Raw genomic sequence first — 14,598 nt, forward strand, 5'->3', positions numbered from 1 at the left:
GCAGGCTCCACCCATCCTACAGATAGCGCTCCCCGTAGGATGTGGTGGAGCGAAGCGATACCCATCAAATCAAAGGCAAGGAAGCCCATCGATGACCCACTACCGCCGCGACCACACCCCAGGCGCTACCTGGTTCTTCACCCTGAACCTCGCAGACCGACGAAGCCGATTACTTACCGAACAGATAGCCCTGCTCCGAGCCAGTTTCCGCTACGCCATGCAACGCCACCCCTGGAATATCGATGCCATTGTCATTCTCCCCGACCATCTCCATGCCATTTGCACCTTGCCACCGGGTAGCGCCGACTACGCCCAGCGCTGGCGGCTCATCAAGACCGAGTTCTCGCGCGCGTTGCCTCAAGGTGAGCAAGTTTCGGCAAGCAGATCGAGCAAGGGCGAACGCGGAATCTGGCAACGTCGTTTCTGGGAGCATCGCATTCGCGATGAGGAAGATTTCGCGCGGCACGTGGATTACATCCACCACAACCCGCGCAAACATGGCCACGTCGAACGGGTGGCCGATTGGCCGTGGTCATCGTTTCACCGTTATGTGAAGTCGGGAATCCTGCCTCGGGATTGGGCAGGGCGCGAGGATGACCTGAGCCACGACGTCGGGGGAATGGTGATGGCTTTCGCTGCGCTCTACGCCATCCTGTGCAGCGTCTATAGGATGCGGTGGAGCGAAGCGATACCCATCAAAAAAGCCCCGGCAATCGCCGGGGCTTTTTCATTCAACGCATCACTCAGCCGTTGCTGGGGAAGGCGAACTGCGCCGCCTCGTGGCTGGCGCGCTGCGGCCAGCGCTGGGTGATGGCTTTACGGCGGGTGTAGAAGCGCACGCCGTCCGGGCCGTAGGCGTGCAGGTCGCCGAACAGGGAGCGCTTCCAGCCGCCGAAGCTGTGGTAGGCCACCGGTACCGGCAGCGGTACGTTGACGCCGACCATGCCCACTTCGATCTCGTCGCAGAACAGGCGCGCGGCTTCGCCGTCGCGGGTGAAGATGCAGGTGCCGTTGCCGTATTCGTGGTCGTTGATCAGCTGCATGGCGTCTTCCAGGCTGCCGACGCGGACGATGCAGAGCACCGGGCCGAAGATTTCTTCCTGGTAGATGCGCATGTCGGCTTTGACGTTGTCGAACAGGGTGCCGCCGACGAAGTAGCCGTCTTCATGGCCAGCCACACGGTAGCCACGGCCGTCCACCACCAGCTTGGCGCCGGCCGCAACGCCGTCGTCAATGTAGCCAACCACCTTGTCGCGGGCAGCGGCGGTGACCAGCGGACCCATGTCCAGGCCGCAGTTGGTGCCGGCGCCGATCTTCAGGCCTTTGATCTGCGGAACGATCTTGTCCACCAGGGCATCGGCGATCTGGTCGCCCACGCACACGGCCACGGAGATGGCCATGCAGCGCTCGCCGCAGGAACCGTAGGCCGCGCCCATCAGCGCGCTGACGGCGTTGTCGAGGTCGGCGTCGGGCATCAGAACGGCGTGGTTCTTGGCGCCGCCCAGGGCCTGCACGCGCTTGCCGCGCTTGGTGCCTTCGGCATAGATGTACTCGGCGATCGGCGTCGAGCCGACGAAGCTCAGGGCTTTGACTTCCGGTGCTTCGATCAGCGCGTCCACGGCTTCCTTGTCGCCGTTGACCACGTTCAGCACACCCTTGGGCAGGCCGGCCTGATGGAAGAGTTCGGCGATCAGCAGGGTCGAGCTCGGGTCACGCTCGGAGGGCTTGAGGATGAAGGTGTTGCCGCAGGCGATGGCCAGCGGGTACATCCACAGCGGCACCATGGCCGGGAAGTTGAACGGGGTGATGCCGGCAACCACGCCCAGCGGCTGGAAGTCGCTCCAGGCATCGATGTTCGGGCCGACATTGCGGGTGTATTCGCCCTTGAGGATTTCCGGGGCGGCGCAGGCGTACTCGACGTTCTCGATGCCGCGCTTGAGTTCGCCAGCGGCATCTTCCAGGGTCTTGCCGTGCTCTTCGGCGATCAGCTTGGAGATGATGGCTTCGTTCTGCTCCAGCAGTTGCTTGAAGCGGAACAGCACCTGGGCGCGCTTGGCCGGCGGGGTGTTGCGCCAGGCCGGGAACGCGGCCTTGGCGGCGTCGATGGCTTGCTGGATGGTGGCGCGGCTGGCCAGGCCGACCTTGCGGTGGGCTTCGCCGGTGGACGGGTTGAACACGTCCGCGGTGCGGCCTTGGTCGTCGATGCGTTCGCCGTTGATCAGGTGCGGGATGAGGCTCATGGGTGGGGTCTCTTGTAGGGCTATTGTCTGTGCGGCGCCGGATAGTCGGAGGGGCTGATCCCCCCCTCACCCCGGCCCTCTCCCAGAGGGAGAAGGCGTGGGTCCGTGCGCTATTTCAATTCTGTTTCCACGAAGACCACTTCGTGGTCGCTGGCGTTGATCACGTTGTGCTCGACGCCGGCCTTGCGGAAGTAGCTCTGGCCGGCCACCAGGGGGGCGTGTTTGTCGCCCTCCGGGGTTTCCAGCAGCAGAGTGCCGTTGGTCATCGGTACCACGACGTAGTCGTAACCATGGCGGTGGCGACCGGTTTCGGCACCGGGGGCGAAGCGCCATTCGGTGACGATCACCTCGTCGTTATCCACCTGCACCGTGGGCACGGCCTGCGGGCGTTGACTCATCAGTTGATGCCCTGCAGGGCCTGGCCGACGGCGTCGAACACGCGGTCGAGTTCTTCCGGCTTGGCGTTGAAGGTCGGGCCGAACTGCAGGGTGTCGCCGCCGAAGCGCACGTAGAAGCCGGCCTTCCACAGGGCCATGCCGGCTTCGAACGGACGCACGATGGCGTCGCCGTCACGCGGGGCGATCTGCAGGGCACCGGCCAGGCCGCAGTTGCGGATGTCGATGACGTGCTTGGCGCCCTTCAGGCCGTGGATGGCCTTCTCGAAGTGCGGGGCCAGTTCGGCCGATTGCTGCACCAGGTTTTCCTTCTCCAGCAGGTCCAGGGCGGCCAGGCCAGCGGCGCAGGCGACCGGGTGGGCGGAGTAGGTGTAGCCGTGGGTGAACTCGACGGCGTACTCGGGCGTCGCCTGGTTCATGAAGGTCTGGTAGATCTCGCGGCTGGCGATCACCGCGCCCATGGGGATGGCGCCGTTGGTGATTTGCTTGGCCACGTTCATCAGGTCCGGGGTCACGCCGAAGTACTCGGCGCCGGTCATGGTGCCCATGCGGCCGAAGGCGGTGATCACTTCGTCGAAGATCAGCAGGATGTTGTTGGCATCGCAGATTTCACGCAGGCGCTGCAGGTAGCCCGCCGGCGGCACGATCACGCCAGCGGAGCCGGACATCGGCTCGACGATCACGGCGGCGATGTTGGAGGCGTCATGCAGTTCGATCAGTTTGAGCAGCTCGTTGGCCAGTTCCACGCCGCCGGTTTCGGCAGCGCCCTTGGTGAAGGCCATACCCGGCTGCAGGGTGTGCGGCAGGTGGTCGACGTCCATCAACTGGCCGAACATCTTGCGGTTGCCACCGATGCCGCCCAGCGCCGTGCCGGCCACGTTCACGCCGTGGTAGCCACGGGCGCGACCGATCAGCTTGGTCTTCTGCGGCTGGCCTTTGAGGCGCCAGTAGGCGCGGGCCATCTTGATGGAGGTGTCGGCGCACTCGGAGCCAGAGCCGGTGAAAAACACGTGGTTCAGCTCGCCCGGAGTGAGGTTGGCGATTTTCTCGGCGAGCTGGAAGGACAGCGGGTGGCCGTACTGGAAGCCCGGCGAATAATCGAGGGTGCCGAGCTGCTTGGCCACGGCTTCCTGGATTTCCTTGCGCGAGTGACCGGCGCCGCAGGTCCACAGGCCGGACAGGCTGTCATAGATGCGACGGCCCTGGTCATCGATCAGCCAGCTGCCTTCGGCCGCGACGATCAGGCGCGGGTCGCGCTGGAAGTTGCGGTTGGCGGAGAAGGGCATCCAGTGGGCGTCCAGCTTGAGCTGGCTGGCCAGGGGAAGTTGGGCGGTCTGCGGCATGTTCATGAGTGGCCTCGAGTGGGTCTTGTTCTGAGGTGCGACAAGTAACTTGATGCCGACATTGCCACGGGCATAAAGTCACGAAAATCCAACTTTTCATATCTTTAGATCAGAGGTTACTAAACCATGAGCAGCCGCCGCCCAGAGCCGTTGGCGCAGGTCAGCGATTTCGATATTCGCCTGCTGCGCATCTTCCGCAGCGTGGTGGAGTGCGGCGGTTTCTCTGCCGCCGAGAGCGTGCTGGGCATCGGCCGTTCGGCCATCAGCCAGCAGATGAGCGACCTGGAACAGCGCCTCGGCCTGCGCCTGTGTCAGCGCGGCCGTGCCGGTTTCGCCCTGACCGAGGAAGGCCGCGAGGTGTACCAGTCGTCCATGCAATTGCTGGCGGCGCTGGAAACCTTCCGCACCGAGGTCAACGGCCTGCACCAGCACTTGCGCGGCGAGCTGAACATCGGCCTTACCGACAACCTGGTGACCCTGCCGCATATGCGCATCACCCACGCCTTGTCGCGGCTGAAGGAACGCGGGCCGGACGTGCAGATCAATATCCGCATGACGCCCCCCAGCGAGGTGGAGCAAGGGGTGCTCGACGGTCGCCTGCATGTCGGCGTGGTGCCGCAGACCGCCGCCCTTTCGGGCCTGGAGTACCAGCCGCTGTACAGCGAGCGCTCGCTGCTCTACTGCGCCGTGGGCCATCCGCTGTTCTACGCCGACGACGCCCAACTCAGCGACGAACGCCTGAACCAACAGGACGCCATCGGCCCCACCTTCCGCCTGCCGGCGGAGATCCAGGCGCAGTACCAGGTGCTCAATTGCAGCGCCAGCGCCTCGGACCGCGAGGGCATGGCCTTCCTGATCCTCACTGGCCGCTATATCGGCTACCTGCCGGACCACTACGCCACCTTCTGGGTGCAGCAGGGCCGGCTACGGGCACTGAAACCGGCAAGCCGCTTCTATGACTTGTCCCTGTCCTCGGTGACGCGCAAGGGGCGCCGGCCGCACCTGGTGCTGGAGAGTTTCCTGGACGCACTGGCCGCGACCAGCTGAACGGCGATGCCTGCACCAGCCCGGCGCAGGGGCACTCCTTTTGGTGCGATCGCCCACTCCCAGAACACCGCCGCGTCCCGTTGCAAGCCGTGTCAGGCCTGAAAAACTGTTCAACTGGTCAGCTTCTTGCAGTGCAGCCGCTACTCATTACCCACGGGGCGCACCATGCACAGCGAAGCAACCAGCAACACCGACCTGATCTACGGCCTGGAAGACCGGCCCAACCCCCTGCAGTCCTTCTGTGCCGCGCTGCAGCATGTGCTGGCCAGCGTGGTTGGCATCATCACGCCGCCACTGGTGATCGGCGGCGCCCTGGGCCTGGGCGAGCACCTGCCCTACCTCATCAGCATGGCGCTGATGGTGTCCGGCGTCGGCACCTTCATCCAGGCGCGGCGGCCGCTGGGTATCGGCGCCGGGATGATCTGCCTGCAAGGCACCAGTTTCGCCTTCCTCGGCGCGGTGCTCGCGGCCGGCTTCCTGGTGAAGAGCCGTGGTGGCAGCCCGGAAGACATCCTGGCCATGATCTTCGGCGTGTGTTTCTTCGGCGCCTTCGTGCAGGTCGTACTGAGCCGCTTCATCGGTCAGTTGCGACGGATCATCACGCCGCTGGTGACGGGCATCGTCATCACCCTGATCGGCGTGAGCCTGATCAAGGTGGGCATCACCGACATTGGCGGCGGCTTCAAGGCGGCGGATTTTGGCGCTCCGGGGAACCTGGCCCTGGGCGCCCTGGTACTGCTGACCATCATCCTGCTCAACCGCTCGCGCAACCCTTGGGTGCGCCTGTCGTCGATCCTCATCGGTCTGGCCGTAGGCAGCCTGGTAGCCCTGGCCACCGGCAAGCTGGCGCCACAGCCGCTGCCTGACCTGCCGCTGATCAGCGTGCCGGTACCCTTCAAGTTCGGGTTCAGCTTCGACTGGACGGCGTTCATCCCGGTGGCACTGATCTACCTCATCAGCACCATCGAGACCGTGGGCGACCTCACCGCCAACTGCATGCTCTCGCGCAAACCCTTCGAAGGCCCGGAGTACGAGGCGCGCCTGAAAGGCGGCGTGCTGGGTGATGGTGTCAGCTGCCTGATCGCCGCCACTTTCAGCGCCTTCCCCAATACCACCTTCGCGCAGAACAACGGGGTGATTCAGCTCACCGGTGTCGCCAGCCGTCACGTCGGCCTCTATATAGGGGCGGTCCTGCTGGTACTCGGCCTGTTCCCGCTGATCGGCGCCCTGCTGCAGCAGATTCCAAAGCCGGTGCTGGGCGGCGCCACGCTGGTGATGTTCGGCAGCGTGGCAGCGGCCGGCATCCGCATCCTCGCGCAAGTGGACCTGGACCGCCGCAGCCTGCTGATCATCGCCGGCTCCTTCGGCGTCGGCCTGGGCGTCGCGGCCCAGCCCACCCTGCTGCACCAGATGCCGCAGATCGTGCAGAGCCTGTTCGACTCGGCCATCACCTGCGGCGGCGTGACGGCCATCCTGCTGAGCCTGTTGCTGCCGTCGGAACCGGCGCGGGAAGCGGCACTGGAAAGCAGCGGAATCTGACCGCTGGCAGTGCGAAACGGCTGCATCCCGGCCCCATTCGGGTGCAGCCGTGAAATTACCTGACCGCCACTACAGTTTTGTCTTGTCGGACACGCCATCCTGGGTTATCAGTGCTGTCGCCAACCCCACTCAGAATCAGGAAACCTATGACTTCACTGGTGCCCGCCCACAGCCCGAATCCTTCCGCAAAACCCGCCGGCCGAATCCGTCAGAAGAATGAAGAGCTGATACTGGCCGCTGCGGAAGAAGAGTTCGCCCGCCACGGCTTCAAGGGCACCAGCATGAACACCATCGCCCTGCGCGCAGGGCTGCCCAAGGCCAACCTGCACTACTACTTCAGCAACAAGCTGGGCCTGTATATCGCGGTGCTGAGCAACCACCTGGAGCTCTGGGACAGCACCTTCAACACCCTCACCGCCGAAGACGATCCGGCCGAGGCCCTGGCCCGCTACATTCGCGCCAAGATGGAATTCTCCCGACGCCACCCGCTGGCCTCGAAGATCTTCGCCATGGAGATCATCAGCGGCGGCGGCTGCCTCGAAGCTCATTTCGATCAGGACTACCGCACCTGGTTCAAGGGCCGTGCCGGAGTGTTCGAAGCCTGGATCGCCGCCGGCAAGATGGACCCGGTTGACCCGGTCAACCTGATCTTCCTGCTCTGGGGCAGCACCCAGCACTATGCCGACTTCAACACCCAGATCTGCCGCGTCACCGGGCGCAAACGCCTAACCAAGGAAGATTTCGAAACGGCCACGCAGAACCTTATCCAGATCATCCTCAAGGGCTGCGGCCTGACGCCGCCCGCGACAGCCTGATGCCGTTCACGCTCAGCGCTCCCGCCGAGTACCGCGAGGAGATCAAGAAGAGCCGCTTCATCGCCCATGCCGCGCCGGTGGCCAGCGTGGAAGAAGCCCAGGCCTTCATCGCGCGCCTGTCCGAACCTGGCGCCTCGCACAACTGCTGGGCCTGGAAGCTGGGCAACCAGTACCGCTTCAGCGACGACGGCGAACCCGGCGGCACCGCCGGCCGCCCGATCCTCGCCGCCATCGAAGGCCAGGACTGTGACCAAGTGGCAGTGCTGGTGATCCGCTATTACGGGGGCATCCAGCTCGGCACCGGCGGCCTTGCCCGTGCCTACGGCGGCAGCGCCGCGAAATGCCTGCAAGGCGGCCAGCGCGTGGAGTTGGTGGCCCGCCGCCGAGTCAGCTGTCACCTCGCCTTTGCCGAACTGCCCGTGCTGAAAGCCCGCCTGGGTGAATTCGAGGCGTTGGTGGAAAGCGAACAATTCGACGCCGAAGGTGCGGAGCTGGTGCTGGCCCTGCCCGACGGCCGCATTGCCGACCTGGAACGGCTGCTGCGGGATATTAGCCGGGGACGGATAGGAGTGAAGCGGCTGTAGCCCCATCTATGGAAGCGCGGACCACCCACAATTTCTGTGGAACCCGCTGTGGATAACTCGTGGGCTGTTCGCTGAAACGCCGCTGCGGTGCGGCTTAGCAAGAATTGTTCGCTTTTTGCCCAGACTCGGGCTTATCCCCCGCCCCAAAGATAAGCAGCTGATTTGGCGAGGCATTCCTCTGCGCACCAAGGCAGCGCAAGGGGCCTGCCGGGCGCCGTGTGGGCAGGCTTTTTGTCCACGCCGGACGGGGAAAAGACTGTGGATAAGCTTGGGAATATCCCCCACAACCCAGCGGCCACGCCAGCTGCAAGAAACTGGTCATAAAACAACCAGAACCTTCGCATCGAAAACGCTCACCTCGCACCAGCAGCGGGCGTCCGCACACAACCCTTGGCCGCCCGCCTGCTGACGCAGCCCTTCTGTCATGCACCCTGGCGGCTTTCCTGACCTCATGGCCAGCTTTTTGCTTCGGCCCCGGCATTGCGCATTGCCTCAGGAAAAGGCCCCATGATCAGCTCCAATTCGCCGCCACGCCTCGAACTGCGTGGCATCACCAAGCGCTACCCCGGCTGCCTGGCCAACGACCACGTCGACCTGTGCATAGGGCCGGGGGAAATCCATGCCCTGCTGGGCGAGAACGGCGCCGGCAAGAGCACCCTGATGAAGATCATCTACGGCGTGACCCAGCCGGACGCGGGCGAAATCCGCTGGATGGGGCAGTCCGTGCAAGTGCGCGACCCGGCCCAGGCACGCGAACTGGGCATCGGCATGGTGTTCCAGCACTTCTCGCTGTTCGAGACGCTGACCGTGGCGGAGAACATTGCCCTCGCCCTGGGTAGCGAAGCCGGCACGCCGAAGCAGCTGGAGCCGCGCATCCGCGAAGTATCCCGCCGCTACGGCATGGCACTGGAGCCGGAACGCCTGGTGCATGGGTTGTCCATCGGCGAACGGCAGCGGGTGGAAATCGTCCGCTGCCTGATGCAGGACATCCGCCTGCTGATCCTCGACGAACCCACCTCGGTGCTCACGCCGCAGGAGGCGGAAGAGTTGTTCGTCACCCTGCGCAGGCTCGCCGACGAGGGCTGCAGCATCCTCTTCATCAGCCACAAGCTGGGCGAAGTGCGCGCTCTTTGCCAAAGCGCCACCGTGCTGCGCGGCGGCCGGGTATCCGGGCATTGCGTACCGGCCGAATGCAGCGACCTGGAACTGGCGCGACTGATGGTGGGCGATGCCGAAGGGTTGTCGGCCAGTTACCCGAAAGTCTCTGGCGGCGCGCCGTTCCTGAATCTGTCCGGGCTGTCGTGGAGCAACCCCGACCCCTTCGGTATTTCCCTGGCCGACCTGCAACTGGAAGTACGCAGCGGCGAGATCGTCGGCATCGCCGGAGTCGCCGGCAACGGCCAGGACGAGTTGCTCGCCCTGCTCTCAGGCGAACAACGCCTCACCGGGGCAGACGCCGGCAGCGTGCGCTTCTCCGGCAGCCCGGTGGGCCAGTTGCGCCCGGATGCGCGCCGCGCCCTTGGCCTTGCCTTCGTCCCCGCCGAACGCCTGGGCCACGGTGCGGTGCCGGAATTGAGCCTGGCCGACAACGCTCTGCTCACGGCATCCGGCCAGGGCCTGGTGAGTCGTGGGTTGATCCGCCGAGGCCGGGTGCTGGCCTTCGCCGACGACATCATCCGCCGCTTCGCCGTGAAAACACCCGATGCCCAGGCGCCGGCGCGCAGCCTGTCCGGCGGCAACCTGCAGAAATTCATCCTCGGCCGGGAAATCCTCCAGCAGCCGAAACTGCTGGTGGCCGCGCATCCTACCTGGGGCGTGGACGTGGGCGCCGCAGCGGCCATCCACCGCGCGTTGATAGCCCTGCGCGACGCCGGTGCGGCCATCCTGGTGATCTCCGAAGACCTCGACGAACTGTTCCAGATCAGCGATCGCATCGGTGCGCTCTGCGCCGGGCGCCTGTCGCCGCTCAAAGCCTGCGCCGCCACCAGCCCGGTGGAAGTCGGCCGCTGGATGGCCGGGCAGTTCGATCAATCCCAAGCCGCCTGAACGAGACCCCTCCATGTTGCTATCCCTGGAACCCCGCCAGCAGCACTCGCGCGCGATGCTCGCGCTGTCGCCGCTGCTGGCCGGGCTGCTCACCCTGGCCAGCGGCGCGCTGCTGTTTGCCGCCCTCGGCCATGACCCGCTGGAAACCCTGCATACCCTGTTGATCGCCCCCATCAGCGACCTCTACGGGCTCTCCGAACTGCTGGTGAAGGCGCTGCCGATTCTGCTCTGCGCCCTGGGCCTGGCGGTCGCCTACCAGGCCCGGGTGTGGAACATCGGCGCTGAAGGCCAACTGCTGATCGGCGCCCTGGCCGGCAGCGCGCTGGCCGTGCACATCATCGACTGGGAAAGCCGCTGGGCCCTGGCGTTGGTATTGGCGGCCGGCACCTTGGCTGGCGCTGCCTGGGGTGGTCTGGCGGCATGGCTGAGAACGCGCTTCAACGCCAACGAAATCCTCACCACCATCATGCTCAACTACATCGCCCTGAACCTGCTGCTGCATTTCGTGCATGGTCCGTTGAAGGACCCGGCCGGCTTCAACTTCCCCGAGTCGGCGATGTTCGGCGACGCCTCGCGACTGCCGCCGCTGCTGGAAGACCTGCGGGTGCATGTCGGCCTGTACTTCACCCTGCTGGCGCTGGTGGTGGTCTGGGTGCTGCTGCAGAAGAGTTTCCTCGGCTTCCAGATCAAGGTGCTGGGCCTGGACCAACGCGCCGCCGGCTTCGTCGGTTTTCGCGAGAAGCGCCTGGTCTGGCTGGTGCTGCTGATCAGCGGCGGCCTGGCGGGCCTGGCCGGCGTGGGCGAAGTCACCGGGCCTATCGGCCAACTGGTGCCCCAGGTATCGCCGGGCTATGGCTACGCGGCGATTACCGTGGCCTTCCTCGGCCGGCTGAATCCCTTCGGCATCCTCGCCGCCGGCCTGCTGATGGCCCTGCTCTACCTGGGCGGCGAAAACGCGCAGATGGCGCTGAACCTGCCGCAATCGATCACCGAGCTGTTCCAGGGAATGATGCTGTTCTTCCTGCTGGCCTGTGACGTGCTGATCCTCTATCGGCCGCGCCTGGCAGTGCGCTGGCGAAGAAGGGAGCAGGTCAGGGAGGCAATGGCGTGAGGCACAGTCCGGCATCCCTCACCCTAACCCTCTCCCAGAGGGAGAGGGGACTTTCCCTGAGCCTCGTCAACCTCCCCTCTCCCCTTGGGAGAGGGGCCGGGGGTGAGGGACGCAGAGCAAAACACGAAGACCAATCTTGGAGCACCCCATGGACCTCGATCTGCTGAGCAACATCCTTTTCGCCATGGTGCGCTGCGGTACGCCCCTGCTGCTGGTGGCCCTGGGCGAACTGGTGTGCGAGAAGAGCGGCGTGCTCAACCTCGGCCAGGAGGGGATGATGCTGTTCGGCGCCGTGGTGGGTTTCATCGCCGCCCTGGCTACCGGCAACCTCTGGCTCGGCGTGCTGCTGGCGATGGCCGCCGGCATGCTGCTGTCGGCCCTCTTCGCCCTGGTGGCGCTGGGCTGCAACGCCAACCAGGTGGCCACGGGCCTGGCCCTGACCATTTTCGGCGTGGGCTTGTCGTCCTTCGTCGGTGCGGCCTGGGTGGGCAAACCGCTCGCAGGTTTCGAGCCGGTGGCCATTCCGCTGCTGAGCGAGATTCCGCTGCTGGGCCGCATGCTCTTCGCCCAGGACCTGCTGGTGTACCTCAGCTTTGCGCTGTTCGCCCTGGTGGCCTGGGTACTGCTGAAGAGCCGCATCGGTCTGGTGATCCAGGCGGTGGGCGAGAACCCCGACGCGGCCAGCGCCATGGGCCTGCCGGTGATGCGCGTGCGCACCCTCGCGGTGCTGTTCGGCGGCGCCATGGCGGGCATGGCCGGGGCTTACCTGTCCCTGGCCTACACGCCGATGTGGGCGGAGAACATGACCGCCGGACGTGGCTGGATCGCCCTCGCGCTGGTGGTGTTCGCCAGCTGGCGGGTATTGCGCGTGTTGCTCGGTGCCTACCTGTTCGGCCTGGCCAGCATCCTCCACCTGGTGGCCCAGGGCCTGGGCCTGGCGATCCCGGCCAACCTGCTGGCGATGCTGCCTTACGTAGCGACCATCCTGGTGCTGGTGCTGCTCTCGCGAGATGCCCTGCGCACCCGGTTGTTCGCGCCGGTGTCGCTGGGCCAGCCGTGGCGCGCCGGTCACTGACGCACCAGCAGAAGGCGTGCTGCACCAACTTCAAGCCCCGCCCAGTGCGGGGCCTCGACGTTTCCGGTGGGCTGAAACCCGCCCTATGGGGTTTACACAGTTGTTTTGTCCGCTTGGTCAGCTTTTTGCAAATGAGCCTGCAGCGTAAACGCCACTACAGGACCAAAGGAGCAACACCCGTGATGCACAAGAACATCAAGAAGAACGTGCTGCGTACCCTGGCGGCCGCCATCGGCTTCAGCAGCATCCTTTCCGCCAGCGCCGCCGACCCGCTGAAGGTGGGCTTCGTCTATGTCGGCCCCATCGGCGACCACGGCTGGACCTACCAGCACGAGCAGGGCCGCAAGGCGCTGGAAGCCAGGTTCGGCGACAAGGTACAGACGAGTTTCGTCGAGAACGTGGCCGAAGGCGCCGACGCCGAGCGGGTGATCCGCAACATGGCCAAGGGTGGCTATGACCTGGTGTTCACCACCTCCTTCGGCTACATGAACCCCACCGCCAAAGTGGCCAAGCAGTTCCCCAAGGTCACCTTCGAGCACGCCACCGGCTACAAGCAGGACAAGAACCTCGGCACCTACCTGTCGCGCTCCTATGAAGGCCGCTATGTCGGCGGCTACCTGGCGGCGAAGATGACCAAGACCCACAAGATCGGCTACATCGCCTCCTTCCCCATTCCCGAGGTGATCCGCGACATCAACGCCATCCAGTTGGCGCTGAACAAGTACGACCCGCAGGCGGAGATCAAGGTGGTGTGGGTCAACACCTGGTTCGACCCGGGCAAGGAATCCGACGCGGCCAACGCGCTGATCGACCAGGGCGTGGACGTGATCTTCCAGCACACCGACAGCCCGGCGCCGATCCAGGCCGCCGAACGTCGCGGCGTGTACTCGGTGGGCTACGCCTCGGACATGGCCCACTTCGGGCCGAAAGCCGTACTCACCTCCATCGTCAACAACTGGGGGCCGCACTACATCCAGGCCACCCAGGGCGTGATCGACGGCAACTGGAAGCCCCAGGACTTCTGGGGCGGCCTGAGTGAAGAAACCATCGAACTGCCCATCAGCGACCTGGTGCCGGCCGATGCGAAGGCCGAAGCCGAGAAGCTGATTGCCAGCATCAAGAGCGGTGCGTTCCACCCCTTCACCGGCCCGATCAAGGACCAGTCCGGTGCGGTGAAACTGGCTGACGGCGTGGTGGCCACCAATGCCGACCTGGCCTCGATGAACTACTACGTAGAAGGCATCAAGGCGGAACTGCCGAAGTAACCTTGCCCCGGCCCTCTCCCGTCAGGGAGAGGGTTGGGGAAAGAGCCAGCGCCCGACAAGGAATCCAAGGATCACCCGATGAACCAGCTCCCGATCATCGACATCGCCCCGCTTTACGCCGACGAGCCAGACGCCTGGCGCGAGGTGGCTGCACAGATAGATGCTGCCTGCCGCGCATGGGGCTTCTTCTACATCACCGGGCACGCCATCAGCCCGGTGCGGATCAAGAGCCTGCTGGACGCCGCCAAGGCCTTCTTCGCCCTGCCGGATGCCGAGAAGCTGCAGATCGACATCACCCAGACCCGCCACCACCGTGGCTACGGCGCCATCGCCACCGAACAACTGGACCCGAGCAAACCCAGCGACCTCAAGGAAACCTTCGACATGGGCTTCCACATGGCCGCCGATCACCCCGAAGTGCTGGCGGAAAAGCCGCTGCGCGGCCCCAATCGCCACCCGCAGGTGCCCGGCTGGGAAGCGCTGCTGGAGCAGCACTACCAGGACATGCAGGCCCTGGCGCAGACCCTGCTGCGGGCCATCGCCATGGCGCTCGACATCGAGCCGGACTTCTTCGACAAGCGCTTCCATGAGCCGATCAGCGTGTTCCGCATGATCCACTACCCGCCGCGCCACACCGCCAGCTCCGCCGAGCAGCAAGGCGCCGGTGCCCACACCGACTACGGCTGCATCACCCTGCTCTACCAGGACGACGCTGGCGGCTTGCAGGTGCGCAATGTGAAAGGCGAATGGATCGACGCGCCGCCGATCGAGGGCAGCTTCGTGGTCAACCTCGGCGACATGATGGCGCGCTGGAGCAACGACCGTTACAAGTCCACGCCGCACCGGGTGATCAGCCCGCTGGGGGTCGATCGTTACTCCATGCCCTTCTTCGCCGAGCCGCACCCGGACACTGAAATCAGTTGCCTGCCGAACTGCTCCAGCGCAGCCAACCCGCCCAAATACCCCGCGGTGACCAGCGCCGACTATCTGCTTTCGCGTTTTGCCGATACCTACGCCTATCGCCGCGAGGAAATCGCATAACCGTGTGGGGAGAATTCATTGGCGATTGAAATCGCTCTGTCTGCATGACGTGTTGCACGCAGTTGCATGACCCGTAGAAGCTGGCTTGCCAGCGAAT

At 65.1% G+C, this 14,598-nt stretch carries 12 protein-coding genes and 1 pseudogene; 10 read left to right on the forward strand and 3 right to left on the reverse strand.

Annotation, left to right across the window (positions count from 1 at the left end):
* Positions 1-91: 91 nt before the first annotated feature.
* Positions 92-586, forward strand: a pseudogene (locus tag E8F20_RS26820) (transposase); the annotation flags it as partial.
* A 157-nt stretch (positions 587-743) separates the two neighbouring features.
* Here E8F20_RS26820 and E8F20_RS26825 read toward each other — a convergent pair.
* The 3 genes from E8F20_RS26825 to E8F20_RS26835 form a co-directional block, all read right to left on the reverse strand.
* A complete protein-coding gene (locus E8F20_RS26825; RefSeq protein WP_280286458.1) occupies positions 744-2,240 on the reverse strand; it encodes a CoA-acylating methylmalonate-semialdehyde dehydrogenase in 1,497 nt (498 codons plus the stop codon).
* 110 nt (positions 2,241-2,350) lie between these two features.
* Positions 2,351-2,638 carry a cupin domain-containing protein gene (locus E8F20_RS26830; RefSeq protein ID WP_077524298.1) on the reverse strand — a complete coding sequence of 96 codons (288 nt, stop codon included), beginning with the start codon at positions 2,636-2,638 and terminating at the stop codon, positions 2,351-2,353.
* The gene (locus tag E8F20_RS26835) at positions 2,638-3,984 is read right to left on the reverse strand and encodes an aspartate aminotransferase family protein (RefSeq protein WP_280286459.1); all 1,347 of its coding nucleotides are present in this window, start codon (positions 3,982-3,984) and stop codon (positions 2,638-2,640) included. The genes E8F20_RS26830 and E8F20_RS26835 overlap by 1 nt, the downstream gene beginning before the upstream one ends.
* Positions 3,985-4,104: 120 nt before the next feature.
* On the opposite strand from E8F20_RS26835, the gene E8F20_RS26840 reads away from it, so the two are divergent.
* The 9 genes from E8F20_RS26840 to E8F20_RS26880 all read left to right on the forward strand — a co-directional run bounded on the left by E8F20_RS26840 (position 4,105) and on the right by E8F20_RS26880 (position 14,501).
* A complete protein-coding gene (locus tag E8F20_RS26840; protein WP_280286460.1) occupies positions 4,105-5,025 on the forward strand; it encodes a LysR family transcriptional regulator in 921 nt (306 codons plus the stop codon).
* A gap of 165 nt (positions 5,026-5,190) precedes the next feature.
* A complete protein-coding gene (locus tag E8F20_RS26845; protein ID WP_280286461.1) occupies positions 5,191-6,564 on the forward strand; it encodes a nucleobase:cation symporter-2 family protein in 1,374 nt (457 codons plus the stop codon).
* A gap of 146 nt (positions 6,565-6,710) precedes the next feature.
* On the forward strand, positions 6,711-7,379 hold the full coding sequence (locus E8F20_RS26850) for a TetR/AcrR family transcriptional regulator (RefSeq protein WP_028630812.1): 669 nt from the start codon (positions 6,711-6,713) through the stop codon (positions 7,377-7,379).
* A complete protein-coding gene (locus E8F20_RS26855) occupies positions 7,379-7,963 on the forward strand; it encodes a YigZ family protein (protein WP_280286462.1) in 585 nt (194 codons plus the stop codon). The genes E8F20_RS26850 and E8F20_RS26855 overlap by 1 nt, the downstream gene beginning before the upstream one ends.
* Positions 7,964-8,470: 507 nt before the next feature.
* Positions 8,471-10,009: an ABC transporter ATP-binding protein gene (locus E8F20_RS26860; RefSeq protein WP_280286463.1), complete on the forward strand. Its 1,539-nt coding sequence runs from the start codon at positions 8,471-8,473 to the stop codon at positions 10,007-10,009.
* Positions 10,010-10,022: 13 nt separating this feature from the next.
* Positions 10,023-11,120, forward strand: coding sequence for an ABC transporter permease (locus tag E8F20_RS26865; RefSeq protein ID WP_280286464.1), 1,098 nt, complete (start codon positions 10,023-10,025; stop codon positions 11,118-11,120).
* 148 nt (positions 11,121-11,268) lie between these two features.
* Positions 11,269-12,195, forward strand: a complete 927-nt coding sequence (locus tag E8F20_RS26870) for an ABC transporter permease (RefSeq protein ID WP_280286465.1) — start codon at positions 11,269-11,271, stop codon at positions 12,193-12,195.
* 182 nt (positions 12,196-12,377) lie between these two features.
* Positions 12,378-13,460 (forward strand): BMP family ABC transporter substrate-binding protein, encoded by a 1,083-nt coding sequence (locus E8F20_RS26875; protein WP_280286467.1) that lies wholly within the window; start codon positions 12,378-12,380, stop codon positions 13,458-13,460.
* Between the two features lie 78 nt (positions 13,461-13,538).
* Positions 13,539-14,501: a 2-oxoglutarate and iron-dependent oxygenase domain-containing protein gene (locus E8F20_RS26880; protein WP_280286468.1), complete on the forward strand. Its 963-nt coding sequence runs from the start codon at positions 13,539-13,541 to the stop codon at positions 14,499-14,501.
* Positions 14,502-14,598: the final 97 nt, after the last annotated feature.

Origin of the sequence: Pseudomonas sp. BN415, from assembly GCF_029871195.1 — a bacterium.
GTDB lineage: Bacteria > Pseudomonadota > Gammaproteobacteria > Pseudomonadales > Pseudomonadaceae > Metapseudomonas > Metapseudomonas resinovorans.

Bases quoted from the DNA above. Each gene is read 5' to 3' on its own strand.
- E8F20_RS26825 (WP_280286458.1), bottom strand. From the start codon at position 2,240: ATGAGCCTCATCCCGCACCTGATCAACGGCGAACGCATCGACGACCAA.
- E8F20_RS26830 (WP_077524298.1), bottom strand. From the start codon at position 2,638: ATGAGTCAACGCCCGCAGGCCGTGCCCACGGTGCAGGTGGATAACGAC.
- E8F20_RS26835 (WP_280286459.1), bottom strand. From the start codon at position 3,984: ATGAACATGCCGCAGACCGCCCAACTTCCCCTGGCCAGCCAGCTCAAG.
- E8F20_RS26840 (WP_280286460.1), top strand. From the start codon at position 4,105: ATGAGCAGCCGCCGCCCAGAGCCGTTGGCGCAGGTCAGCGATTTCGAT.
- E8F20_RS26845 (WP_280286461.1), top strand. From the start codon at position 5,191: ATGCACAGCGAAGCAACCAGCAACACCGACCTGATCTACGGCCTGGAA.
- E8F20_RS26850 (WP_028630812.1), top strand. From the start codon at position 6,711: ATGACTTCACTGGTGCCCGCCCACAGCCCGAATCCTTCCGCAAAACCC.
- E8F20_RS26855 (WP_280286462.1), top strand. From the start codon at position 7,379: ATGCCGTTCACGCTCAGCGCTCCCGCCGAGTACCGCGAGGAGATCAAG.
- E8F20_RS26860 (WP_280286463.1), top strand. From the start codon at position 8,471: ATGATCAGCTCCAATTCGCCGCCACGCCTCGAACTGCGTGGCATCACC.
- E8F20_RS26865 (WP_280286464.1), top strand. From the start codon at position 10,023: ATGTTGCTATCCCTGGAACCCCGCCAGCAGCACTCGCGCGCGATGCTC.
- E8F20_RS26870 (WP_280286465.1), top strand. From the start codon at position 11,269: ATGGACCTCGATCTGCTGAGCAACATCCTTTTCGCCATGGTGCGCTGC.
- E8F20_RS26875 (WP_280286467.1), top strand. From the start codon at position 12,378: ATGCACAAGAACATCAAGAAGAACGTGCTGCGTACCCTGGCGGCCGCC.
- E8F20_RS26880 (WP_280286468.1), top strand. From the start codon at position 13,539: ATGAACCAGCTCCCGATCATCGACATCGCCCCGCTTTACGCCGACGAG.